20 protein-coding genes are annotated in these 25,159 nt (G+C 59.6%); 12 read left to right on the top strand and 8 right to left on the bottom strand.

What is annotated here, in order from left to right; all coding sequences use genetic code 11:
- Positions 1-2 precede the first annotated feature (2 nt).
- On the top strand, positions 3-1,466 hold the full coding sequence (nuoN, locus tag QRN10_RS07535; protein WP_181076610.1) for an NADH-quinone oxidoreductase subunit NuoN: 1,464 nt from the start codon (positions 3-5) through the stop codon (positions 1,464-1,466).
- 253 nt (positions 1,467-1,719) lie between these two features.
- Here nuoN and QRN10_RS07530 read toward each other — a convergent pair whose 3' ends face one another.
- A complete protein-coding gene (locus QRN10_RS07530; RefSeq protein WP_285428108.1) occupies positions 1,720-2,472 on the bottom strand; it encodes an outer membrane beta-barrel protein in 753 nt (250 codons plus the stop codon).
- 124 nt (positions 2,473-2,596) lie between these two features.
- Positions 2,597-3,436, bottom strand: coding sequence for an arylamine N-acetyltransferase family protein (locus QRN10_RS07525; protein ID WP_285428107.1), 840 nt, complete (start codon positions 3,434-3,436; stop codon positions 2,597-2,599).
- A gap of 119 nt (positions 3,437-3,555) precedes the next feature.
- Between QRN10_RS07525 and QRN10_RS07520 the strand changes: the two genes are divergently transcribed.
- The gene (locus QRN10_RS07520) at positions 3,556-3,792 is read left to right on the top strand and encodes a DUF6555 family protein (protein WP_181076606.1); all 237 of its coding nucleotides are present in this window, start codon (positions 3,556-3,558) and stop codon (positions 3,790-3,792) included.
- Positions 3,793-3,840: 48 nt separating this feature from the next.
- On the opposite strand, the gene QRN10_RS07515 is transcribed toward QRN10_RS07520, so the two are convergent.
- Together QRN10_RS07515 and QRN10_RS07510 are read right to left on the bottom strand one after the other, a co-directional pair.
- A complete protein-coding gene (locus tag QRN10_RS07515) occupies positions 3,841-4,041 on the bottom strand; it encodes a DUF6021 family protein (protein ID WP_285428106.1) in 201 nt (66 codons plus the stop codon).
- Positions 4,042-4,052: 11 nt separating this feature from the next.
- Complete coding sequence (locus QRN10_RS07510) at positions 4,053-4,235, bottom strand: hypothetical protein (protein ID WP_181076603.1); 183 nt, start codon at positions 4,233-4,235, stop codon at positions 4,053-4,055.
- Positions 4,236-4,361: 126 nt separating this feature from the next.
- Between QRN10_RS07510 and QRN10_RS07505 the strand changes: the two genes are divergently transcribed.
- The gene (locus QRN10_RS07505; RefSeq protein WP_181076601.1) at positions 4,362-4,883 is read left to right on the top strand and encodes a DUF3087 family protein; all 522 of its coding nucleotides are present in this window, start codon (positions 4,362-4,364) and stop codon (positions 4,881-4,883) included.
- Position 4,884: 1 nt separating this feature from the next.
- Here the strand turns inward: QRN10_RS07505 and QRN10_RS07500 are convergent, their stop codons facing one another.
- Positions 4,885-6,018 carry an MFS transporter gene (locus QRN10_RS07500; protein ID WP_285428105.1) on the bottom strand — a complete coding sequence of 378 codons (1,134 nt, stop codon included), beginning with the start codon at positions 6,016-6,018 and terminating at the stop codon, positions 4,885-4,887.
- 197 nt (positions 6,019-6,215) lie between these two features.
- On the opposite strand from QRN10_RS07500, the gene QRN10_RS07495 reads away from it, so the two are divergent.
- Complete coding sequence (locus tag QRN10_RS07495; protein ID WP_181076598.1) at positions 6,216-6,956, top strand: carbonic anhydrase; 741 nt, start codon at positions 6,216-6,218, stop codon at positions 6,954-6,956.
- A gap of 18 nt (positions 6,957-6,974) precedes the next feature.
- On the opposite strand, the gene QRN10_RS07490 is transcribed toward QRN10_RS07495, so the two are convergent.
- Positions 6,975-7,838, bottom strand: coding sequence for a Dyp-type peroxidase (locus tag QRN10_RS07490; protein ID WP_181076597.1), 864 nt, complete (start codon positions 7,836-7,838; stop codon positions 6,975-6,977).
- Positions 7,839-7,987: 149 nt separating this feature from the next.
- Between QRN10_RS07490 and QRN10_RS07485 the strand changes: the two genes are divergently transcribed.
- From QRN10_RS07485 to QRN10_RS07470, 4 genes are all read left to right on the top strand, one after another.
- Entirely contained in the window at positions 7,988-9,604 is a 1,617-nt protein-coding gene (locus QRN10_RS07485; RefSeq protein WP_285428104.1) for an NADP-dependent glyceraldehyde-3-phosphate dehydrogenase, read from the top strand.
- Positions 9,605-9,996: 392 nt separating this feature from the next.
- Positions 9,997-11,061, top strand: a complete 1,065-nt coding sequence (locus QRN10_RS07480) for an FUSC family protein (protein WP_285428103.1) — start codon at positions 9,997-9,999, stop codon at positions 11,059-11,061.
- A 556-nt stretch (positions 11,062-11,617) separates the two neighbouring features.
- Positions 11,618-13,576 (top strand): RCC1 domain-containing protein, encoded by a 1,959-nt coding sequence (locus QRN10_RS07475; RefSeq protein WP_285428102.1) that lies wholly within the window; start codon positions 11,618-11,620, stop codon positions 13,574-13,576.
- Between the two features lie 95 nt (positions 13,577-13,671).
- A complete protein-coding gene (locus QRN10_RS07470; protein ID WP_285428101.1) occupies positions 13,672-15,585 on the top strand; it encodes an RCC1 domain-containing protein in 1,914 nt (637 codons plus the stop codon).
- 261 nt (positions 15,586-15,846) lie between these two features.
- Here QRN10_RS07470 and QRN10_RS07465 read toward each other — a convergent pair whose 3' ends face one another.
- Entirely contained in the window at positions 15,847-18,945 is a 3,099-nt protein-coding gene (locus tag QRN10_RS07465) for a hypothetical protein (protein WP_266247738.1), read from the bottom strand.
- A gap of 291 nt (positions 18,946-19,236) precedes the next feature.
- The gene (locus QRN10_RS07460; protein ID WP_253508253.1) at positions 19,237-19,974 is read right to left on the bottom strand and encodes a TetR/AcrR family transcriptional regulator; all 738 of its coding nucleotides are present in this window, start codon (positions 19,972-19,974) and stop codon (positions 19,237-19,239) included.
- A 356-nt stretch (positions 19,975-20,330) separates the two neighbouring features.
- Between QRN10_RS07460 and QRN10_RS07455 the strand changes: the two genes are divergently transcribed.
- From QRN10_RS07455 to QRN10_RS07440, 4 genes are read left to right on the top strand one after another with little or no spacing between them, the layout of a single operon-like run.
- Positions 20,331-21,035 carry an ABC transporter ATP-binding protein gene (locus tag QRN10_RS07455; protein ID WP_181080916.1) on the top strand — a complete coding sequence of 235 codons (705 nt, stop codon included), beginning with the start codon at positions 20,331-20,333 and terminating at the stop codon, positions 21,033-21,035.
- Positions 21,032-22,231 carry an ABC transporter permease gene (locus QRN10_RS07450; RefSeq protein WP_181080917.1) on the top strand — a complete coding sequence of 400 codons (1,200 nt, stop codon included), beginning with the start codon at positions 21,032-21,034 and terminating at the stop codon, positions 22,229-22,231. Before QRN10_RS07455 ends, QRN10_RS07450 begins: the two co-directional genes overlap by 4 nt.
- Positions 22,224-23,702 carry a TolC family protein gene (locus QRN10_RS07445; RefSeq protein ID WP_285428100.1) on the top strand — a complete coding sequence of 493 codons (1,479 nt, stop codon included), beginning with the start codon at positions 22,224-22,226 and terminating at the stop codon, positions 23,700-23,702. The genes QRN10_RS07450 and QRN10_RS07445 overlap by 8 nt, the downstream gene beginning before the upstream one ends.
- A complete protein-coding gene (locus QRN10_RS07440) occupies positions 23,692-24,936 on the top strand; it encodes an efflux RND transporter periplasmic adaptor subunit (protein ID WP_285428099.1) in 1,245 nt (414 codons plus the stop codon). Before QRN10_RS07445 ends, QRN10_RS07440 begins: the two co-directional genes overlap by 11 nt.
- Positions 24,937-25,159 lie beyond the last annotated feature (223 nt).

Raw genomic sequence — 25,159 nt, 5'->3', positions numbered from 1 at the left:
CTATGGAATTCACGATCCAACACTTTATCGCGCTTGCGCCGCTGCTGATCACCAGCCTCACCATCGTGGTGGTGATGCTGGCGATCGCCTGGCGCCGCAATCACTCGCAAACGTTCCTGCTGTCCTGTGCCGGGTTGAACCTGGCCCTGCTGTCGATCATTCCGGCCCTCAAGGTCGCGCCGTTAGCGGTCACCCCGCTGATGATGATCGATGACTTCGCACTGCTGTACATCGCGCTGATCCTGGTGGCCACCCTGGCGTGCGTCACCCTCGCCCACGCCTACCTCGGCGAAGGCGGCACCGGCTACCCGGGCAACCGCGAAGAGCTGTACCTGCTGATCCTGCTGGCTGCGGCCGGCGGTATCGTGCTGGTCAGCGCGCAGCACCTGGCCGGCTTGTTCATCGGCCTGGAACTGCTGTCGATCCCGACCTACGGCCTGGTGGCCTACGCCTTCTTCAACAAGCGCTCTCTGGAAGCCGGCATCAAGTACATGGTGCTGTCGGCCGCCGGTTCCGCGTTCCTGTTGTTCGGTATGGCCCTGCTCTACGCCGAAGCCGGCAGCCTGAGCTTCACCGGTATCGGCCATGCCCTGGCCGCCACCCACCTGCCTGCACCGATCGCCCAGCTGGGCCTGGCCATGATGCTGATTGGCCTGGCGTTCAAACTGTCGCTTGTGCCGTTCCACCTGTGGACCCCGGACGTGTACGAAGGCGCCCCGGCGCCGGTGGCTGCGTTCCTGGCCACGGCGTCGAAAGTCGCGGTGTTTGCGGTGATGGTGCGTCTGTTCCAGATCTCCCCTGCCGCCAATACCGGCGTGCTGAGCAACGTGCTGACCGTGATCGCGATTGCGTCGATCCTGTTCGGTAACCTGCTGGCGTTGACCCAGAACAACCTCAAGCGTCTGCTGGGTTATTCGTCCATCGCGCACTTCGGCTACCTGCTGATCGCCCTGGTGGCGAGCAAAGGCCTGGCCGTGGAAGCCATCGGCGTGTACCTGGTCACCTACGTGATCACCAGCCTCGGCGCGTTCGGCGTGATCACATTGATGTCCTCGCCTTACAAAGGCCGTGATGCCGACGCCCTGTACGAATACCGCGGCCTGTTCTGGCGCCGTCCGTACCTGACCGCTGTGCTGACCGTGATGATGCTGTCCCTGGCCGGTATCCCGCTGACCGCAGGCTTTATCGGCAAGTTCTACATCGTCGCTACCGGTGTTGAAGCGCATGAGTGGTGGCTGGTTGCATCGCTGGTACTGGGCAGCGCCATCGGCGTGTTCTACTACCTGCGCGTGATGGTCACCCTGTACCTGATCGAGCCGAACCTGCGGCGTGTGGATGCCGAGCTGCACTGGGAACAGAAAGCCGGTGGCGTAATGCTGCTGGCCATCGCCCTGCTCGCCTTCTTCCTGGGCGTGTACCCACAGCCGTTGCTCACCCTGGTGCAGCATGCGGTGCTGGGTGTTTGATCGCTTAGCGGGATGTGAGTAAACAAAAACGGCGCCTTAGGGGCGCCGTTTTTGCATTGTGGGGATTAGGTTGGAGGTTTGCAGCGCAGTGCCAAGCCGGATTTAGCAGTGCCTTTGGTGGGGCTGCTGCGCAGCCCGGCGCGGGGCAAGCCCGCTCACCACAAAAGCCTGTTCACAATAAGAGCCTGTAGACCACAAGCTCAGTCACCACAAAGCTCCCCCTTATCCAATCAGCCCGCTCACTACAAGCGGATTAGAACGCAATACCGACCTTGAACCCGTACTCGTCACGCTTGAGCTTGGTGTTGTCGGCCACGGGGGAATCTTCATCCAATTTGTATTCGGTGCGGGTGTAGTACAGGCCGGCCATCACTGGCAGGTTGCCCTTCTGGTTCATCAGCAGGCTGACTTCCGCGTACGGATTGGTGCGGTCCTTGAGGTCGACGGAGTCGCTGCCCAGGCCGTCAACCTTGACTTTGACCCGGCCGTCGAGGGTATGACGAGCGCCGGCTTCAACCCGCAGGGTCATGTCATCAAATTGATGGTTGTAACCCAGTGCAGCTTTGGCAAATGGCGATTTGCTGGTCAATTCCAGGTCGTAGCCATTCGTCTGCGGCTCGTAGCGAGTCCAGCTGTAGCCGCCGCCCACGATGACGTCGACAAAGTTGCGTGCGTCCAGGGCGGCACGCCAGCCCAGGTCCAGGTCGGCCTGGCCTTCCTTGAGTTTGTTGTCGCTCTTTTCACCGTATTTGGCTTCGATACCGGCCTGGTAGATAAAGCCGGACTCAGCGGTGAGCTTGTTGCCGAAGGTGTAGAACAGGCCTGCTTCAGGCATGTGCTCCTTGTCGCTCTGGCTGCCGCCTTCGAGTTTGAAATCGTTGTAGCTGCCCTGCAGCCCGAAGATGGAAATCGGGTCGGTGGACGGTGCTGCGAACGCCATCGCCGGCGCGGTGGCCAGGGCGAACAACGAAGCGTTCTTGAGGAATGTTCCGAATAGTTTGGACATCGTTTTACATCTCCTTGTCAGGTGGACAAATTATTCAGGAATCGCTTCGAACCTTCGCACGTGCAAAAGGTTCGAAAAAAATCACCTGATTTTGGAGGTAAAACGGTTCAGCGAATGCTCTAGATCAAGGCTCTTGGCGGCTCGCCCGGATCAAGCCGTCCAGTGCGTCCTTCAAGTGCGGATGCGTCGGCACCTGAATGCCGAAGGTGTCATGCAGCAACGCCAGCAGTTCATCAGTGTGGTGCACCGTACGCTTGGCGCTGGGCCGGTCGAGGTAATGAATCGCGTAGTGCGCGTTGTTCAACGTGTGACGCTCCCCCACGGCCAGCCGCGCGACTTTGAGTTGCCCCAGAAATGGCGAGCCAGGGTGAGTCGAGACATACCAGTTGCCGATTTCATAGTCGATGTCGGCCTGCACTTGCAGGTCGAATACATACAAGCCGCGCCATTCCCCGGCCACCTCGGCCCACAGCGTGTAGCTGCCCTCCCGTGCATCGAAAGTCACACGGTAGGGCTCATGGGCCGTGGCCTGCGCCGCTTGGCTATCAAGCAGTAAGGGACTGCTGGGCACCATGCCGCCGAAGCCCACGTCGGTGATGTAGCGCGCCCCGTCCAGGGTCACCAGGCTCAGGCGATGGGTACGCGCCGTACGCGCGTCCGGCGGGCCGCCCATAACCACTCGCCCCGTGATGCCGCGCGCGTCGAAGCCCAGTTCCTGCAGCAGTATCAGAAACATCTGGTTCAATTCGTAGCAGTAGCCGCCTCGCCCTTCGAACAGCACTTTATGCTCGACGCTCGGCAGATCGATCAGCACCGGCTGGTGCAGCAGGGTCGACAGGCTTTCGAAGGCGAAAGTGCTGACATGACGCAATTGCAGGTCCTGCAGGGTTTGCAGAGTGGGCGGCGGCGGCGTGTCGTAGCCCAGGCGTTGCAGGTAGCGTTGGCAATGGTTGAGTCGAGGCATGGCACGGTCCTTGGGCACGGGCAAAGGCGTCACTATGCCGCGCTCGCGTGCAGACTGTCATTTTGAATGAACCTTTTTAAACGCCTTCCTATCCATTTATAACAAGTCAGGGAGGCACCATGAGTACCGCAAAAATCTACACCATTAATTATCAGCTGCACGGTCAACCGAAGTCCTTTGTAGTACGCGCCGAAGTGATGAATAACGCCGAGGCCTGGCATTGGGCGGCGGTCGACGCCGACATTGCCCACGTGAGTCGCATAGGCCGCGTGGGCCATGAGCAAGTAAAGAAAACCACCCGTCCGTGGGCGGAGAAATACGGCATCACCGATGTCACCTGGATGCCACCTAAATAACCCCATCCCCTTAACGAAAAAGCCCCGCTCAATCGAGCGGGGCCTGCCTTAATTCTTCAAGTCGCCCAACGGATCGTAGGGCGGCTTTTTTTCCGGTTGATCCTTCTTGTCCCTGTCCAACGGCGCGATGGCCGGGCCGATGGGGTCGACCTGCGGGTCAGCGACATCCGGCGAGTCCGGGTCGAAACCCAGCTCATCCTTGCCGCTGGCATGCTCGCTGGAGCGTGGGCCTTTGTCTGGAGCGTTCATGGGTGTCTCCTCTAGAGCGGACGGGCTTTATCGTGAAGGTGTTCCAGGTCTTGCTCGGCCTGCTCCACATCGTCGTCGGTGTCCGGACGATCCGCCGGGTCATTGGGACGCAGGGCGTCGTTGTCGCGCTCTTCTTCGCCGGGGGTACGGTTGGGGTCCGGCGTGCCGGGCGGCGGTTGTTTGTATTCGGGCATGGTGGTTCACCTCGCAAAGGTTGGTGGCCTGCATCGATTTAGAGAAAGCCCTGCGCACCAACGTTCAACTTGTTTGCCCAGGCGTGCGATGATGCCGCACCGCCACCCTCTGGAGACCTACCCCGGATGTTCGAGCTCAAACCCTGCGATCCTGCCACCTACCGTCGACAGACCCGCCGCAGCACGCTGATCGTGGCCTTACTGTTCCTGGCCCTGGCCATGCTGCTGTCGAGCCTGGCGGTGATGCTGTTCGGCGAACCTGGCGGGGACAATTTTCGTTTCAATGTCGGTGGTGTATTCGCGGGTGTGCTGATCACCGTGGCGCTGGTGCGCGGCCCGTTCTGGAGCCAGGCGTGGCTGGCGCCGGCGGTGTATGGCTGGCAGCTCAAGCGCAGCCTGATGAGAGTGACCAATGTGATGCACAACGTTACCGAGCGGGTGCAGGCCAACGATCCGACGGCCATGAAGCTATTGCGCTTCTATCATCTGGGGCTGACCCAGATGCACGCACTGGATGCCAACTCCAGCGCCCAGGCACAGTTGGTCGGTGAGATGCAGGCCCACGCCGGCAAGATGCAGGCGCTGGGGTTGGACACCGACCAGACCCGCCTGGACCCCGCCTGGCTCGACCGCATCAAGAGCGCCTGAGTCACACCACCGTGGGGCGTGCGCGCCAGCAAAACAGTGCACTCACGGCGATGGCCGCGCCGGCCAGGCCGAACACCAGCGGTGCTGACGCCACCGGCAGCAACACCCCCGCCAGCAGCGGCCCGAGGCCTGCGCCGATGTCGCGCCACACCGCATTGGATGCCAGCGCCGATACACGCATCGCACCGGGATTGCGCTCGGCCACCAGGGTGGTTACCAAGGGCAGTTGCAAGGCGCGCAATACCAACACCGCCGCCGCCCCGAGAATCACCCAATGGCTGCCGAACGCGCTCAACGCCAGGGCACTCAAGAACGAAAACAGCAGCAACATCGACGTCGCGCCGAAGCGTTGCGCCGCCTGCCCGCCCAAGGGGCTCAAAAGCAGCTCCGACACATACCGCAACGCCATCAGGCCGCCGGCGATCAGCACCGCGTTACCGCCCATACTCTTCTGCGCTTGAATCGACAGGCCAAAGATAAACAGCCCATCCAGCGCCACGCCCTCAATAAACGACCACAGGGCCACACTGTCGGGCCATCTGAAGCGACGTACGCCACTGTTTTGCAAGGCATGGCCGGCGCTGGGTAAGCCGCGCGCCATCCACACCCCAACCAGGCAACAGCCGGCCAGGAGCATAAAGATCGGACGCGGCCCGGCCCATACTGTGAGCCAGCCGCCAAACGGCAGCGCGAGCATCGGTCCCAAGGCGACCAACGCCCGCGAACGCCCCGCGCGTCGTGCGGCACCCGCCGGCTCGGCGGTCGCCAGCACTTGGGTCGACAGGTTCAGCGCGGCGAAACACAGCCCCCACACCAGCCGCAACCCCAGCAAGGCGGCAAACCCGCACAGCAGCGAATTGCCGACGGCGCACAGGGCGGCCGCGCCGGCGGCGATCATGCAGGTCAGACGATCACCGTGGCGCGCGTAAAAATTCAGTACATGCCGGTAGCCGAAGATCCGCACCAGGCGATTGGCCGCCAGCAACACCCCGGCCTGGGCCAGGGTGATGCCAAAGGCCTGGGATTGCATGGGCAGCAACAGGTAGAGCAGGACATCGCTGGGCAGGCACAGGGCGAGAGTCAGCGCGGCGCGCCGTGAGGTGGAGTCGGCAGAGCGTTGGGCCTGGCTGGACATAAATCTGAAACATCCCGAAATCTTCAGGCGGTCAAGGTAGCGTTCCTCCACGGTTTTTTACAATGTCCGGTCAGCCCTTTTGCAGAGGACGATCACCGTGAGCCGCTGACCATACCCCCAGAAACTTCCTACATCCATGATGCTGCGTTCTCTGCACCCTTTGCGCTTTCCTTCATCCCTACTGCGAGAGCCCATCCATGTGCAACGCTCAACACCCTGCTGATGCCCCTTTAAACAACGGCCGCCGCAACTTTCTGCGCCTCACCGGCGTCGGCGCGGGAGCGATCATGCTGGCCGGTGCCTTGCCTGCCAGCCTGGTGAACGCGGCGCCTGCGCCTAAAGTCGCCAACGATCTCAACCCACAACAGGCATTGAAACGCTTGATGGAAGGCAACCAGCGTTACGTCGATGGGGTTACCAAGCGCCATGATTTCACGCATGAACGCGAGGCTCTGGTGGGCGGTCAGAACCCCTTCGTCGCGGTGCTCAGCTGCGCCGATTCGCGGATCGCGCCGGAATACGCCTTCGATACCGGCCGCGGCGACCTCTTTGCGGTGCGGGTGGCGGGTAATTTCGTCACCGAGGACGGGCTGGCCAGTCTCGAATACGCCGTGGCAGTGCTGGGTACACCGCTGATCATGGTGCTGGGGCACGACCGCTGCGGCGCCGTGGCGGCCGGGGTCAAGGCCGTCAAGGACAGCGCGCGCTTCCCCGGCAAAATCCAGGGCCTGGCCGACGCACTCAAACCGTCCGTCACCAAAGTGCTCAAGGCGCCGGGCGACACCCTGGATAACGCCATCGCACAAAACGTCCAGGACACGGTGGCACGGCTCAAGGCCGAATCAAGCCTGCTGAGCGATGCCCTGGCCAAAGGCACGTTGCAAATTGTCGGCGGCGTATACCGCCTGCACAGTGGCGAGGTTGAGCTGATCGGCTGATCCACCCCCGCAGCCGGTTCAGCCGGCGAGTGCGCTCAGGTCCAGATGGCCATCGAGTATCGGCGGGCACCAGTAATAGCCCCCGGTCAACGGCGTGCTGATGCGGTACAGGCCGTCGACAATCCCGTCTTCCAGACCGCTCATGCGGCGCAGCTGCGCTTCGAATGCATCAAAGGAGTGGCCGAAGGCGAGAAACATTAACCCGGCCTGGCCATTCTCGGCCCAGGGCATGGAGCGGCGCACCACGAAGGCTTCGGGAGTGAAACTCTCCTGAGCGGTGCGCTTGGTGTGGGCGGACTCAGGCGCGTCTTCCAACTCTTCGTTATCGCCATGGCGACGGCCGATAATATGGTCGCGCTCCTGGGCCGGCAGCGCGGCGAAACCGTCGAGGTCGTGCCGCCACTGCTGAAGGGCGGCGAAGCTTGCGCCACTGGCGCTCATCGCAGCGTCGACCGCAGCCTCATCGTGAGGGTTTTCGGTGCCGTCTTCGTAATCGGTGAGGTCGAAGCCTGTCTTGTAGCGGAAACCTTCAAGCGACTGCACCAGGCGAAACGCGGGGGCCAGGGCCTTTTCGAATGCGCGAGCGCGCAACAGCAGTTCGCCACGATCCACACCATGCAGCCATACCCACAACGCCTGCTGGGTCGACGGGTTATGTGCCCCCGGCCCGCTGATCGGTGCAAACGGCCGCAGACCGTCAATCGTCGCGCCCAGTGCAGTCACCAGCGGCTCGCCGAGGCCGACCACCGCCGCCGCATCGGTCAACCGCACCAGGGCGTCCAGCGCGACGGGCACAGCGGCCAGGGAATCCACGGCAAAAAACAGATGGCGTGCCTGCAACGGCACCGGTGCGGCAAGAATGCCCGGCTGGTACTGACTCATGTGAACTCCTTCAAGAAAGGCGCGCAGTTTACCCGGCACCCGTGGCGCTGCGTACTGCAAAGCGCACAAGCCTTGCCATAGAGCCCTTGGTTGGGTGACTCTCTAGTCAAGCACCAGTCAAGTTTTGTAACCATTACAGGGATAGCGCTATGACCACTCAGCACCTGCTCGCCCAGCTGTTTCCCACTTCCACCGCCCAAATCCCCGAGCAATACCGCCTGGCGGCGCCCATCGAACAGCGTGATTACCTGGTGGACGGCCAGTTGCAGGTGTGGCACGGCCCATTGGCCCAGGTCCACAGCCCGGTGCAGTTGGGTGATCAGCGCGTGGTGATCGGCAGCACGCCGCTGTTGGACGCCGACACCGCCCTCACCGCCCTTGATGCCGCCGTGCGCGCCTATGATCGTGGCCAGGGCGAATGGCCGACGATGCGCGTGGTCGACCGCATCCGCCACGTCGAAGCGTTTTTGCGGCGCATGCGCGAACAGCGTGATGCGGTGGTCAAGCTGCTGATGTGGGAGATCGGCAAGAACCTCAAGGACTCGCAGAAAGAATTCGACCGCACCTGCGACTACATCACCGACACCATCAATGCCCTCAAGGAACTGGACCGCCGCAGCAGCCGCTTCGAGTTGGAACAGGACACTCTCGGGCAGATCCGCCGCGTGCCCCTGGGCGTGGCGCTGTGCATGGGCCCCTACAACTACCCGCTCAACGAAACGTTCACCACGCTGATCCCGGCGCTGATCATGGGCAACACCGTGGTGTTCAAGCCGGCCAAGCTCGGCGTGCTGCTGATTCGCCCATTGCTGGAGGCGTTCCGCGACAGCTTCCCGGCCGGGGTGATCAACGTGATCTATGGCAGCGGCCGCGAAACCGTCAGTGCGCTGATGGCCAGCGGCAAGATCGATATCTTTGCGTTTATCGGCACCAACAAGGCCGCCAGCGATTTGAAAAAACTGCACCCCAAGCCGCACCGCCTGCGAGCCGCCCTCGGCCTGGACGCAAAAAACCCCGGCATCGTGCTGCCGGAGGTGGACTTGGACAATGCCGTCAGCGAAGCGCTCACTGGCTCGCTTTCATTCAACGGCCAGCGCTGCACCGCGCTGAAAATTCTGTTCGTGCATGCAGACGTGGTCGACGCGTTTATCGAGAAATTCAACGCCAGACTGGCGACGCTCAAGCCCGGCATGCCATGGGAAGACGGCGTGTCCCTGACGCCGTTACCGGAAGTCGGCAAGGTGGATTACCTCAACGGCCTGGTGGCCGACGCGGCGCAACACGGCGCCCAGGTGGTGAATGCCAATGGCGGTGCCAGTCGCGGTTCGTTCTTCTACCCGGCGGTGCTGTACCCGGTAAACCCGCAAATGCGTGTGTACCACGAGGAGCAGTTCGGTCCGGTGGTACCGATCGTGCCCTACCGCGACCTGGAGACCGTGATCGACTACGTGCTGGAGTCGGACTTCGGCCAGCAACTGAGCCTGTTCGGCAACAACGCCGAAGCCATCGGGCGCCTGGTGGACACCTTTGCCAACCAGGTTGGGCGCATCAATATCAACGCCCAATGCCAGCGTGGGCCGGACACCTTCCCGTTCAACGGGCGCAAGAACTCGGCCGAAGGCACGCTGTCGGTACATGATGCGTTACGCGTGTTCTCGATCCGCACCCTGGTGGCGACCAAGTTCCAGGACAGCAACAAGGCACTGGTCAGCGAGATCCTGCGCAACCGCGATTCAAGCTTCCTGACCACTGACTACATCTTCTAGGTTCACCTCGGTCAAACCATGTGGGAGAGGGCCTGGCCTCGATAGCGATGTGTCAGCTAACCGATTCTTTACTGATCCACAGTTATCGAGGCATAGGTATCTACACAACGTTGGCTCAACGCTGAATTCCCGGCAGATAGGGCTGTTGTGGCGAGCGGGCTTGTCCCGCGTTGGGCTGCGCAGCAGCCCCAAAACCAGCCTCTACAGAGTGTCTGATACACCACATTCTTCTTTACTGGGGCTGCTTCGCAGCCCAACGCGGGGCAAGCCCGCTCGCCACAGGGGATTTGTCTGGATCTGAAAGTTGTGTAGATACCCATGGTCATCGGGGGCAAGCCCCCTCCCACATTCGAATTGTGTACATCTCCAGAATTGAGGCCCCGTTGTTATCAATGAATCTGCCTATGGTTGCCCGGCGCCTGTTGCGCCCGTTGCTCGACCCCTACCGCCGCTATCGCCATGCCAAGCTGATCCACGCCGTGCGCGTGTCCATCGGGCTGCTGGCGACGATCCTGCTGACCACCGGCCTCAACCTGCCCCACGGAGAGTGGGCGTCGGTGACCATGCTGATCGTCATTGGCGGTTTGCAGCACCACGGCAATATCGGCAAGAAAGCCATGGAACGCGCCTACGGCACACTGATCGGCGCCAGCGTCGGCCTGCTGCTCGTGGTGCAACAGGCCTACTTCGGCCTGCCGCTGCTGACCTATCTGTTGATGTCGATGGTGTGCGGGTTCTTTTCCTATCACGCCATCGGCAAGGGCGGTTACATCGCGCTGCTGTCGGCGATCACGGTGTTTATCGTCGCCGGCCACGGCGACAACCCGATCTCGGATGGCTTGTGGCGCACGGTGGATATCCTTATCGGCATCGTGCTGGCCCTGGCGTTCTCGTTTGCCCTGCCGCTGTACGCCGTGTACTCGTGGCGCTACAACCTTGCCGGTGCGTTGCGCGACTGCGCGCAGATCTACAGCCGGATCATCAACGGCCAGTCGGTCACCGACGACGAACACCTCAAACTGCTCAACCGCCTGAACGCGGCGATGCTGCAATTGCGCTCGCTGATGCCGTCGGTGTCCAAGGAAGTGCGCATCTCCATGACCGAGCTGGACGTGATCCAGCGGCACTTGCGCCTGTGCATCAGCACACTGGAGATACTCGGCAATACCCGGCCGGACCCTCGCGATGAACAGGCGATGGCGCGGATGCAGGTGATGCTGAAGGCCGAGCATCGGCAGATTCGGGTGCAGTTGGTGGGGATGGCGCGGGCGTTGAGGTCGGGGGTGACGGAGCGGTTGGAGAGGTCGAACCTATTGCCTGCAGGCGAAGCTGAATTTGGAAAAACACCTATTTATACCATGCTGGATGGGTATCGATTGTTGACCATACAGCTGGCTGAAAACGTGAATGCGATGCGAGGGGTGTTGGTAAAGCACTCAGGGCAGTGGAAAATTTGAGCACTGGTTTACACATCAAATTGCCAACATCTGTATTTAGACCCAAAGTTCCTTATCGCCCACTCTATTGACAATGGTGCAAGCGAATCCGCCGCCGAAGAGGCATTCAACGCCTTATCGCTCAGTACCGGGGCGAACTGGCTCCTATGGCCCGAGTGCTGCTGAATAACCGTGCTGGTGGCTCAACGCTGACAGGGCCGACAAACGGCGATGATAAGCGGACCGCATAGTGCCTTCATCTCGAAACACTCGTACTGTGTCCTCACGCTGCAGTTGGCGCGTCATGCCCTTAATGTCAATTCAACGATTTTAAATCAACGAATCAATCCAGCGGACGAACGGTCGCGATACCTGTTAACAATGACAGTAGACAAGGTTTTTCCTGCGCTGCCTACTACTGATGCGCAAACAAGAATTGCGCAAATGATCCCATGCAGCGGGTCAAACCATAGGATAAACATGGCGCGCCTTATCAATTATCTCTATCAATAAATCACACTCCCTTGACTAATTGGAATCGCTTAGCGCCGGCTGTCAACCTTGAGAGGATTGCACCATGAGCCAAGTATTAACCACACCAGTGGTAACTAACGTCACGATTATTGGCGACCCCGTACCTGGGTCGTTCCTTCGAGGAAGTTATTTTTATGACGGCACAAGCCCTGAGGAAAATTCTATATATAGATGGTATGTAGACGACGTATCGTTTTTACCTTCCCCCAGTCTTGACTATGAAATAACCCACGAGCACGCCCGAGCAAAGATAAGGTTTTCAGTGACTCCTGTTTCAACCGACGGCAGCATGGGCATAGAAACTTACTCACTGCCGCTTGAGGTTTTTGACGGATATCAGAATATTACTGAAGAGGAAGACCGCAATAGCTTTATGTCGCAGCGGGGCCATTATTCCGTTTATGGTTCGGATCCGAAAGACAGAGTATTCGTCGGCAATGCGGTCGCCTTTTCGCTGACCAACGGTAGCAGCCAAAGTGTCAATGTAAGAGGACGATCTGACTTTGCAGGCGTGCCCCCCGCAGAAATACAGCAGTATCTTAGAAACAACCCCGCCACTCGTATGTTTTCGACCGAGCGAGACTTTGGGGCCTTGGTGCCGGTTTTGGGCAGCACTAAGCGTTTGCTGTTGTGGGGCAACAACATGCTTAATGTGCCTCCTACTCTTGACCTGAATAACATTAAATACGTTTATAGCAATCGTGCTGCCGTTGCTTTCATATACGACAATCCGCCTGGTGGAAAAAACACCATTGGCGCTTTCGGTAGTCCCACCCTCGGAGGCGTAGTGCCCGTCGCAATCCAGACACCACTTTTATTTGATCCCCCCATGGCGATTTATGCGACGGAGTATGCATTTGCTGTGTTAACTCATGAAGGCCGCGTCTATGCATGGGGAAATCCAACGACCGGAGGGACTATCCCTGGGAACATCGCGGATCAACTGATGTATATGAAGGTTGAACGAATCGTTTGCACTGCGAGTGCATTCTGTGCAATTGGGCCGGAACGCTTCGGTGACCCAGAAATCAAACTGGTATTGACTTGGGGCGATGCCAATGGTGGTGGCAATATCCTTGCCCCAGAGATGGAAACCATCATTGATCAGGATGGGGTTGATCAAGTCGTCGCCAATCGTAACGCCTTCTGTGCCATCACCAAACGCAGGAAAAGGGCCGTAAGCTGGGGGTACGCCCCCTATGGCGGCACCATGGGCGACAGCACGAAACAGTTCGCCGCGCGCGGTAACATCATGCTGTGCGTAGGTTCTGCATGGGCGTTTTGCATGGTCAATAGCTCAGGGCAGTCGGAATCATGGGGTGCTGCAGGCTCTGGGGGGGGGTCGCTGACTGACGGTAAAGACGAGGAGGATGTTGACGCCGCACAGTTATTTGAGGAGAGCGGTGCAAAGGAGAGCATTGCAGCGCTCTTCAACGACATGAAGATTGATGACTGGTATCAGCAGCGTATGCGTTCCGTACCGCATAAATGCGAGTGTGATCCGAACACACTGCCGGGTCGCAATCTGAGCGAAGTAGTAACCCCCAATGGGGTAATCAGCATTCATTCAAACGACTCCAGCTTTTTCCTGGTTGCAAAGGAACCGGATGGACGTACCAAAGATTTATTTGCCTGGGGTCAGGCAACGGGGGGCGGAGCTATCCCGCCGAATACCCGGCAAGTGCTAATGGCCAGCCTTATAACAGGAGTTTATTGTACCAATGGCGCCTATGGGGTAATTAGCACTCAGGGTACCACCCCAGGCGCTGTCTCAGCATTTGGCGGTGGACCGGCTCAACAAGATGCGGGAGTGATTCCGACCGCGTTAGAGGATCATTTGAGAAGGGACGTAAGCAGTCTTTACACGATGAAAACCCTCCCTCCCTTTGCTCCCACTGCCTCTCGATCAGTATCGGCGTTCGCAGCCCGGCGTGAAGACGGAAACTACGTCGTCTGGGGCGGCGGTGGATGGGTAACCGATGAACTGTTTGTGCCTACCTGAGCATTTTAAGAGGAGGGTACTGAATCCATCCTCCTTTTAATTAACGCCCGCTTTACATTCTTCCTCAACATGTTGCTTTACTCGGAGCAATAGAAATGAGCAAAAAAAATAACGAAGCAAAAAAGAAGCTGGGGCCTATAGCTACGGATGTTCAAGTGCTGGGCGATATTTTTGTAGGTGCGACCGTACATGGTGATTATCGATATGACAATAATGGCGGCGGTCCAGAAGGACTCTCTCGTTTTTACTGGCACCTGAACGGCAATCGACTTGAAGATGAGGGCCAGCCGGACCTCAAACTCAGGTCTTCAGACACCAACAAATATCTGCAATTCTCGGTTATTCCAGTCGATTCCAACGGTATAGAGGGAGCAGAATACTTTTCTTCTACATACTTGGTGCGCTCAGGTTTTCAAGGTATATCCGACGAAGAAAATGAATGGTGCTATCTTAAACAGCGCGGTAATTTTTCATTTCACGTCCCTGAACCTTCAGACAGGTTATTCGTTTCCACAGGTGGAGTTTTTGCACTGCTTGAACCCTCGACTGGGGACGTTCATCTGGAAGGGCAGACCGGCTGGGGACTGCCGGTACCTGCAGAAATAGTAAATTTTCTAAAAAACAACAAGGCAATCAAATTATTTTCGGCGGAGTTCAGTTTCGGCGCATTGGTTAACGTAGGCATCACCAATCAATTATTAGTTTGGGGTGGCACTATTCCAGCCAACTTACCAGCTTTGCGGGGGATCAAGTCGGTGTACAGTACTCGAAGTGCGTTCGCTATCATTTATGACAATCCCTCTCCAGGGGCAGACAGCATTCGCGCCATTGGTCCTGTGAACAATCCTGTTTCGACCGTTCCTGTAGAGATCCAAAGAGCATTGTGGTTCGATCCACCTGAAGCCATCTATGCCGCGGATGACGCATTTGCTGTCCGCACTCAAAATGGAAAGGTTTATGCGTGGGGGCAGCCGAACAACGGCGGGACGATACCACAAGACGCGCGGGCACAACTGGATTCGATGTTTGTCACACGGATTGTTGCGAGTGCCGTTTCTTTCTGCGCAATAACAGACAACGGCGACTTCGTCGTATGGGGCGCGGCGAATGGGGGTGGGACTATTCCCGAGGATAAATTGCGGAGAATCCTTGACGACGGTGGCGTGCAATCAGTGATTGCCGCGACGGCAGCATTCTGCGCCATTACCAGAGACAGTGGCAGAGCTGTCAGTTGGGGCAGAGCCGGAGAGGGCGGCGATATGAATCCGAGCGCCGAGGCAATCGCAGTGCGAGGCAATATCGTTTTATGCAGGGCGGCCCGCTGGGCATTCCTGATGGCAAACCGCAGTGGTCAGGCGGAGGCCTGGGGCGCTCCTCAATATGGTGGCGCGCAACTGACGGCCACGCAAAAACGCGCCTACCGGCAGGTGCTCAAAGACGCTAAAGCTGTACCCGGCGAGCCTCTGCGCCGGGGCGAGAAAAAACAGCCGAAACGGCACCGCAACAATGTTTCATCGAGGGCAATCATCGTTGGCGGGAACCTCAGCTTGTACGCTAACGATGTCAGCTTCTTTTTATTGAGTCGTTATGACGATGGGAGGACGAATGCCATCGTGTTGACAGGTTTGGTCACCCACGGCGGCAGAATGAGTGATGCGCTGCGACAAACGCTGATGGCCAGTTTGATCCGTGATGTTTACTGCACAAATGGCGCATACGGAGTGATCCTCACGCAAGGGGGCACGGACGGTGCGGTTGAAGTGTGGGGCGCGACCCTGGCGATGGAAGATGCTGGCGAAATCCCTCCCGAACTGCGGGAGCACCTGCGCAACGGGGTAACGGAACTGTATTCCATCAAACGGTTCCCCTATGTGGTCCTTCCGCCCCCTCCTCCTCCCATTCCTCCTCACACGGACCCTTCCTTCGCTGCAAGACGTGTCGATGGCACCTATGTGTTATGGGGAGGGAATGTGAGAAACCAGCATTTTGATCCGAGGCCAACAAAATAGAACAGAAAAATGCCCGTATCGTTAGATACGGGCATTTTTCTTCTGCGTTATACCCCCCGAAGACCTATAGTGGTCAACCGGTATCGGACATCACGCCATTGGCAGCGCCCAATGAGTTTGACCAATAAAGCGAACGACTGAATAAATCGCTGTTGATGAATGATCACCACGGGCTGTTACAGGTATTGAAAAATAATTGCCCGATGCAACGCATCGGGCAATTATGAGGACGAGACAGATATAACCTGCTTCAGTCACCTATTACTTGGCAGTTTGCGTGGTTTGCACGCTGTGTACCTCCCGCACCAGAATTTCATCCATGCTAAATACGCCCGCCCCACTGGTCGAGAACGCTATGTTCACCACGTGGCTCTGCGTTGGCGGTGTTGCGGGCGTTGTGAATGTATGAGTGAACCTGGCCCAATTCAGGTCAGGGGCAACCGTCATTGGAACCGTTGTGCCGCTGAAGTTGATACTGGCGGTTACCAGAGCAGTCGTGCCGGTGGTCTTGCAATAGAAGCTAACTTCGTAGCGAGTGTTTGCGGTCAAGTTCATATAAGTTTTCTGCACGCCGGGCTGTATGTTCTCAATGCCGGTCTTGGTAGCACGCCAAATCACATTTTCCGCGCCTTCAATCTGAAGTCCACCCCTGCCGCTGATGCTGTTCGTCCAACCGTTCCAGTTGAAGTTGTTAAAGTTAGTCAGGTCTCTGAAGTAATCTAGCCGTACTGTGTAGGTCCGCGTTGGAAAAGCGACGGCCAATGCTTTATCCAGGCTTTGGCTGAATCCAACCCATACTTGAATGGTCAGGGATGAATGGTCCATGAGTCGTTGCAGCGCCTCAACCGGCGTCGGAGGTTGCAGCCCGGTGAGTGCATCGCTTTCCCCCAGGCGGTGTGAACTATAGACTGTTTCGTGATAGCGGTTGCCATCGGCCAGCGTCCCCTCGTATTCCATCCAGATACGGCTGTCTGGATCAATAAAATGCCAGACCGACGTCAGAGTTCTCGCTCCTGAGATGAGTTGGGAGAGCACCAGGTCCTTTGCATCGCCTACTCCCTGGATATAGGGTGTGGGCAACCCTTGCAGGGGCAGCAGTGTCAACGCAACAATTTGGGACGCGTACGGGAACGTGCCGCGATTGAAGCGATATTGCACATAGATCCTGTTGCCGTGCTCGCGGATCCCTTTGGCGATGGTGCGTTTGTCGATGAACACTGCAACTTGATGGCTCACCGGGTTGCCTTGCTCCTGTTCCGTGACGCTACCGATACCGTCGGCGCTGAGCCAGTCGACGTAGATGAGGTCGGTGGCCAGCATTGGCCGGAATTTCACAAACACTTCAGTGCCATTCAAGGCCGCCAACGGGTTAAGTTCATCAGGAAAAACCGTGGCGCCCACAATAATGGGCCGATCCAACTCCACCCCTTTGCCCACGGTAACGGCCAACGCCTCCGAACGCAGAACTACCCGCGGTGGGCCAGTGCGTTCCAGGCTGTAGGAGACGCGCAGGCTGCCGTTATTGTTTTTGTCGAGAATGTCACGCGTGACCGGGTACGGCAGTTCCCGGCCGGCCGTGGCGCTATTGATGTCGAGGGTGCCACTGGCGGAACCGCCCAGGCCCGAGCCAATGCAAGACCAATGGAGCTTGTCGCCGGCCTGAGTACCACGGTAGGTAAAAGTGACCAATACATCGCTGCCTGGAACGTCCGCGGGGTCTACGTTGTTCCCCATAACACCTTGCAGGCGGGGCGCCGGCATGTCGGCCATGCGCTCGCCGATCTGGGCTCCCAGCCTCAAGGAGCGCCGAGTCGCCAAGGCACTGCCGCCCAGGATATGGGCCGCACCGTCATTGGTTTCGTAATAGATATCAATGTGACCCAGCCCATTGAACTGTTCCAGGTCGGCGGCGCGCACTGTGTAGCTGCCCCCTTGAGCGCCCGCCAGTTGTTCCTGGCGGTAGATAATGGCACTACCCCCCCCCGTCGGTACGTGGGTGATGAACAGCGTTTCCAGCCAGCCGGGGTCATGCGGCTCGTAAGCCGGAATGGTGACCGTGATGTCTTCGCCTTCCGGAATCAACCCCAGCTCAATAGGGCTGACGTCCGGTGCCGGCATCAAGACCGGTGTGCCGACCACGGTGATGGTAATGCTGCCGGATTGGCCAAGCGGCACGCCGGCGGCGGTTTGCCACCGGAACGACACCCGAAATGAGCCCCCGACTAATTGGCCAATAATGCTCCGGTCAACGGGGATATAAGTGGAGCCGCGATTGGGATCTTCGACAGCCTCAAGGTCGGGGAAAATTACTTCGGTACCGTCCGCCAGTGTACCGATCAGGGTTACGATAATCTGATGCAAGGGGCTGGGGGTAGGACGCTGCCGATCGGTGTAGGCGATTACATCAAAGTCCGAGTCAAATACGACATCGAAATCGATCTGCTGGAACGGGATGTTGTCTACCAGGAACTCCGGAGCCTCCAGCAAACTGGGGTCCAATTCAGCCGTCAGGAAATAGGATTTGGAGTACTGATATATTTCCCCGGAGAAATTTTCCACCACATCGCGCACACGAAAACGAAGGGTCAATGTCCCCAGTTGTCCGCCCCGATCAATGACCGATTTGGGCACAAAGACCCGAATCGGCCCTGACCCGTCCGCCTCAGTCGGGCTCACGGTATGCAGAACAAACACGCCATCCCAGGACAGCTCAATGACGTCGTTCTTGCGAATGTGCTCGTACCGGTTAATCAGGCACCAAATGCCGCCCGCTACATCGCCTGCGCCAACGCTCGATCCTTCTGGAAATCCTTCGACGCGCATGATCAGGCCGGTATGCCACGGAATGCCCGGATCTCTATCGACCCCACCAGGGCGGTCGGTCTTGATTAAAAGGGTTCGATCAGGCGAGGTACTTTCATTGCCACTGCTTACCCGACTCACCCGACCATAACTGGTTACCTCGCCTTCAGGAATATATTCGTAGGGGACCGCCAAGTACTGCCTGGGACCGTCCAGATCCCACACGATATCGTCGGCGACTGGAAATATCGGGTCTTCAAGGTAGAGCGCGAAGTAGTCGCCGAAGCTCTGAATCAGCCAGTTTTCAAATGCGAACAACGCATAAGGATCCACATGGCGCTTACCCAAACCGTATTCCGCATTTTCAGGGTAGGCGGTGAACCGCAGGTCGACCGACGGGAAGGCCGAATAAGGGTGATCCAGATCTTCAAGGCGTCGCGGTTCAGGGCGCGCCGGCTCGTTTGGTTCCAGCGCGTTGGGTTGATGGGGGGCTGGAAGCGCAGCTGCGCGTGGACCGTCCGAGATTGATTCGCTCTCGGGGAGGGGATGGTCGGACATTGTGAGTCTCCTGGCTGGGGACGCGCACAGAACCGGCGCGTTGTGCAAGGAGAATCAAACTCTCATTCTGATGGAGCAGGTAACTGTCAGAATTGACAGTGGCGACAGACGGTCGGCAATCCATTAAGTCAAAACCCGTTCTCCACACTTTCACTTACATTTTTTTCACGTTTTATTCACATCCCCAAACGTACTGTGAAGCCTCATCCGTTACAAATGTTGCACATCAAGCCCGCCGCCCCAGCGGGCTTTTTTTTGCCTGGAGAAATCCGGATGATCAACGCGAGGCCTTCAGGCTGGAGTACTCGCCTGTTCACGAATAGCTCGCTGGGTATCCAGCACCTTCGCCAGCGCGGTTTGCGCCTCCGGGCTTTGTTGCGGCACGCGAATGGCGGCCGAGACCAGCGTAATCAGCTTGGCCATCACTTCTGCATCCGTCGCCGGGCGGCCGAGGCTCATGGAGTTCATCAGCAGCCGCAGCTCGGTGCCGGCCATCACCCCGGAGATCGCCTTGAGGGCAAATTGCAGGCGCACCCCCAGTTCGTTGCGCGGCAGATCCGGCAAGGCCAGGGCGAATGCTTCGAAGAAGCGCTGGAATACCGGTTGGTAATGCACCTTGAGGTATTCCTGGATAAATGGCGACGTATCGCTGTAGACGCGCCCAAGGAAACGAATAAATGAGCGCCCTTCCCCACTTGCCGGGTCGCTGCGCTCCAGGCCCATGGCCGGGGCGAACAGCACACCCAGCAGCGTGTCGCAATCGAGCGGGCCGTCGGACTCGGCTTCGCAGCGCGCCAGCAGTTCCAGGCGCTGTTCGTTGAGGGGCTCCAGGCGCTGCATCAGCAGGGTCTTCATCAGGGAGTCCTTGTCCCCGAAGTGGTAGTTCACGGCCGCCAGGTTGACTTGGGCGCGCTCGGTAATCTGCCGCAACAAAACCGCGTCGTATCCGTACTTGATGAAGAGAGCCTCTGTCGCATCCAGCAAGCGAGTCTTGGTAACGTTTGGAGCGCTGAGTTTCTTCGCGACCATGGGGATCTCACGGAAATATTGTTTTAAAAATTAATTTGATTTTTTATACCGGGGCAGCCCTGCGAAAGCAAGTAGTGAAGCACCACGATAGAGGTCAAAGCCTTGCTGCACGGCCGCTTGCCGTTGGATACCGGTATTTTGCCCACGCATGGACGCCGGCGAAAACAATCATTTCAAAGGGTAAATACGCTCTCCCATCGCGGCTGGCGAAGCGCAGGGAACGCGGTTAGTATTCAAACAATATTTTAAAAACAAGAAATAAAACCAGTCCGTGACGCGTACCGTTGGCTCCCGAACGTGTTTCAACGCTTTACCAGGGGAATGACGACAGCGGCGAGACTGAAGGCGCCGCGACCATGACCGACATCCACGCCCGCCCTGGGTTGATTTCCCTGCAAGGCATCGGCAAACGCTATCAACTGGCCGGGCAGGCGCTGTCGATTCTCAACGACGTGTGCCTGTCCATCGATCGCGGCGACAGCTGCGGCATTCTCGGCGCGTCCGGCTCCGGCAAAAGTACCCTGCTCAATATTCTCGGCTTGCTGGACCTGCCCAACTGCGGCCAGTACCACTTCGCCGGCCACGATATTTTCAGCGCCAGCCCCGACGAGTTGGCCGCGATCCGCAACCGCCAGATCGGTTTCGTGTTCCAGAGTTTCAACCTGCTGCCGCGCCTCAGCGCGCTGGATAACGTCGCCCTGCCCCTGAGCTATCGCGGCGTGTCGCGCCACGACTCGGTGGAACAGGCGCTGCGCATGCTCGATCAGGTGGGCCTGGGCGAACGCGCCCATCATCGTCCCGCCGACCTCTCCGGCGGCCAGCGCCAACGCGTGGCCATCGCCCGTGCGTTGGTCGGCAACCCGTCGGTGATCCTCGCCGACGAACCCACCGGCAACCTCGACAGCAGCACCGCCCAGGACATCATGGACCTGCTGCTGGCGCTCAATCGCGAGCAACAGGTGACGCTGATCATCGTCACCCACGACCCGCACATCGCCGAACGCCTGGAACGCAGGATCCTGGTGCGCAACGGCGTGGTGCACGAGGCCCCGCGCCCATGAGCCTGCGGGTCGAGCAAAGCCTCAGCCAACTGTTGCATGAAGCCTTCGTCAGCCTGCGCACCCTGGGCAAGCGCTCGATCCTCGCCCTGCTGGGCATTGTGATCGGCAGTTCATCGGTCGTGGCGCTGATCAATATCGGCCACAACGCCTCGGTAGATGCGGCGATGATCTTCAAGGACATGGGCACCGACACCCTGGTGGCGCAGTTCCCCCCCAAGGGCGCCAGCAACGTGCCGATGCGCACGCGCCTGGACCTGGACGCCGTGCGCCGGGCCGTTCCGGGCATCGCCCACATCGGCGCGCTCAGCCTGTTCAGCGGCCCCATCGTGTTCCACGGGCGCAGCGTCAACGCCAATCTGGTCGGCAGCACCCCAGGCATCGAGCAGGCCATGCGCCTGGCGTTGCAGCAGGGGCGCTTTCTGTCCGGGTTCGACGTCAACGAAACCTATGCCGTGATCGGCGCCGACATCGCCCAGGCCCTCAGTGCGCCGGGCGATCCGCTGCAACTGGGCGACCGCGTGCGCATCAACGATTACCTGTTCCTGGTGGTGGGTCTGCTGCACCGGCAACCGCGCGCGATGCTGATGCCGGTGCAGGCCAACGAATCGCTGTTCATGCCCGCCGAAGGCATGCGCCGCATCTACGCTGCTCCGCAGGTCGGCAACGTGATCATCCGCGCGGCGCCCGGCGAAGACATGGAGCGCATCGCCCGCGATACCGCAGCGGCCCTGACACCGCAGCTCGTCGACCATGATGTCGACATTCAGGTACCCCAGCAGATGATTGATGGCATGACCCGCCAGAGCCGCACGTTCGCGTACCTGCTGTTGGCCCTGGGCGCAATCTCTCTGGTGGGGGGTGGCGTGGGGGTGATGAACGTGATGCTGATGAACGTCTCGGAGCGGCGCCGCGAAATCGGCATTCGCATGGCGCTGGGCGCCCGGCAGCGAGACATCCGCAACCTGTTTTTACTTGAAGCGGTCACCCTCACCGCCGTCGGCGCCCTGTGCGGCGCGGTGCTCGGCATGACGGCTGCGTGGCTCTACGCCTGGCTCTCAGGCTGGACCTTCGCCCTGGCCGCCGCCGCCCTGCCGCTGGGGGTGGGCAGCACCTTGCTGGTGGGTTTGTTCTTCGGCATCTACCCGGCGGTCTCGGCCTCGCGGTTGCAACCGGTGGAGGCGCTGCGCGATGAGTAAATGGCTGCTGTGGCTCGCTTTGGTGAGCCTGCCCGGCGTGGCGGCGGATGTGGTCATCAAACCCTCGGCGCCGAGCACCACCCGCAGCGGCTATGACCGAGGGGTATCGCTGAATGCACAGGTGACCAGCCTGACCCTGGGCGACGCGGTGTACCTGGGCCTGCGCAACAACCCGGCGATCCGCAGCGCGTACCTGCAGCGGGTGGCGCAGAAGTTCGACCTGCGGGTCGCCGAGGATGTGTTCAACCCTAAGCTCACCCTCAACAGTTATTACCGCAGCAGCCGCGGATCGGTGGATAATGCGCGCAACGCCAATGTGGCGCCGTCCACCAGCCTGCTCGGCGAATACGGCACGCGCCTGAGCATGGCCTGGACCCAGCAACTGAACAACGCCGACCGCGCCGGACGCTACCGCAGCGATGGCCTGGACCTGGCGATCATCCAGCCGCTGATGCGCGGCGCCGGCTGGGATGCCACCACCGCACCACTGCGCCTGTCGCGCCTGTCGGAACAGGCCAACCGCCTGAACCTCAAGGCGACCGTGGCGCAGACCATCAGCCAGATCATCGCCACCTACCGCGAACTGCTGCGCGCCCAGGAGCAACTGAGCATCGTCCAGGACGCCCTCAAGCGCTCCGGCACATTGCTGGAAGTGAACAAGGCATTGATCAGCGCCGGGCGCATGGCCGAGTTCGAAATCGTGCAGACCGAAGCCGATATCGCCACCCAGCAATTGGGCGTCGAAGAAGCGCAGAATCAACTGGACACCAACCGCCTGGCGCTGCTGCGCCTGCTGGCCCTGGACCTGTCCACGCCGATTCGCGCCACCGAAGCCCTGGAGGCCAGGCCGATGCAGATCGACCAGCGCCAGGCCTTCAACCTGGCGCAGACCCAGCAACCGGAATACCTCACCGCCCTGCTCGGCAGCCAGCAGGCCGACCTCAACCTGGTGATCGCCAAGGACTCCGGGCGCTGGCAAGTGGACCTGGTCGCCGGCGCGAACCAGATACGCGACACCTACAATAACGAGGCCGGCAGCAGCAACAACCGCACCTGGGACAGCTACGCCGGGGTGCAGGTGCAGATTCCCATCGGTGATATCAGCACGCGCCAGGCCGAGGTGCGTGCGCGGGTGAACGTGGAGGACCAGCAGGTGCGCATCACTGACGCCCGCCAGGAACTGGAGCGCAGCGTCAATGACGTCGTGCGTGACCTCGGCACACGCTGGCGCCAGTATGAGATCGCCCAGCGCGCCGTCGAGTTGTCGCGGCGCAAGATCGAGATCGAACGGGAAAAACTCAGCGCCGGCCGATCCACCAACTTCCAGGTGTTGAGCTTCGAGACCGACCTGCGCAACGCCGAAAACGCGCAGCTCAATGCGCTGATTGCTTATCTGAACGCCCAGACCCAGCTCGATCTGACCCTGGGCATGACGCTGGAAAGTTGGGAAATCGCCCTCAATGACTACTAATCGAAAACGCCTGTTGGGTGGGCTGCTGATCCTGTTATTGGGCGCTGCGGGACTGGCCCTGCGCAGCCCGGCGTCCGCCCCCACCGATACCGCCGAACAATGGTTGCCGATCAAGCCGGAGGCGCTGGTGCACCAGATCGGCCTGGTGGGCAAGATCGAGCCCGATACCACGCTCATCCTCGCCGCGCCCTTCGACGGCAACGTGCAGGCCAATCTGGTCGAGCAAGGCCAGCGGGTCGAGGCCGGCCAGGTGCTGCTGCGCATGGACCCGGCAACCCTGGAAGTGCAATTGCGCGACGCCCTCTCCGCCCAACTCAAGGCCCGGCGCACCGTCCAGGAAATGCAGGACTGGGACAGCAGCCCGGCGGTCAGCCGTGCGCGCCGCAGCCTGCGCACCGCCGAGATGAGCGCCGGCAACACTCAGCGCAAACTCACCGAGAGCGAAAACCTGTTCAAGCGCGGCATCATCCCGCGTAATGAGCTGGACGACCTGCGCCAACAGGCCCAGCAGCAGCAGTTGGACCTCGCCTCCGCACGCAGTGAACTGCAGCAGGCGCTTGATCAGGGCAAGGGCGAGTACCGCCAGATCGCCGACATGGAGCTGACCAACGCCACGGTGAAATATGAGGCCCTGCGCACGTTGCTCGAAGGCCAGGAAGTCAAGGCGCCGTTTTCCGGCATTGTGGTGCCCGCGCCCGGTAATAATTCCCCCCAAGGCGGCGCCACTAACAACGTGCCTATCCAGGCCGGCAGCAAGGTCAGCCAGGGCCAGGTGTTGTTTGGGCTGGCCAATATCGAGCGACTGAAAATCGTCGCTAAGGTTTCGGAGCTGGACATCAACCAATTGCATCAGGGCCAGGCGGTGGAAGTCATGGGCGATGGTTTTGATGGCGAGCGGCTGACCGGTTCGGTCAGTGTGGTCAGTGGGTTGGCGATGGCCAGTGACAACCAGGGCAGCGCACAGTTTCCGGTGACCCTGTCGATTCCCAAGCTCACGCCCCAGCAGTTGCAGCGGGTGCGGTTGGGGATGAGTGCACGGTTGACCATCGTCACCTATAGCAATGCACAGGCGATCGTACTGCCGAGCCAGGCGATCCAGGCAGACATGACGGTGGAGTATCGCGAGGCGATGGATAAACCGGTGGAGCGGGTGAAGGTGACCACCGGGCAGTCGACGGCGCAAGGGGTGGAGGTGTTCGGCCTAAAGCCCGGCTTTGTGAAAATCTCAAGATAAATGGAGATCCTGGCGTCAGCTTCGAAGCCAGTGCTTTTCAAGATCATTCCCACGCTCCCGCGTGGGCATGCAGCCCGTGACGCTCTGCGTCACCTGTGCGCAATAGCCAGAACTTGCAGCGCCTGGCGGGACGCGGAGCGTCCCAGGCGGCATTCCCACGCAGAGCGGGGGAACGATCACCCGGTCCAAGATCGTTCCCACGCTCCCGCGTGGGAATGCAGCC

The sequence above is a fragment of the Pseudomonas sp. lyk4-R2A-8 genome (genome assembly GCF_030209095.1).
GTDB classification, from domain to species: Bacteria; Pseudomonadota; Gammaproteobacteria; order Pseudomonadales; family Pseudomonadaceae; genus Aquipseudomonas; species Aquipseudomonas quebecensis.
Note: the sequence above shows the minus strand (reverse complement) of the source record. Positions and strands in the feature narration are given on the sequence as shown.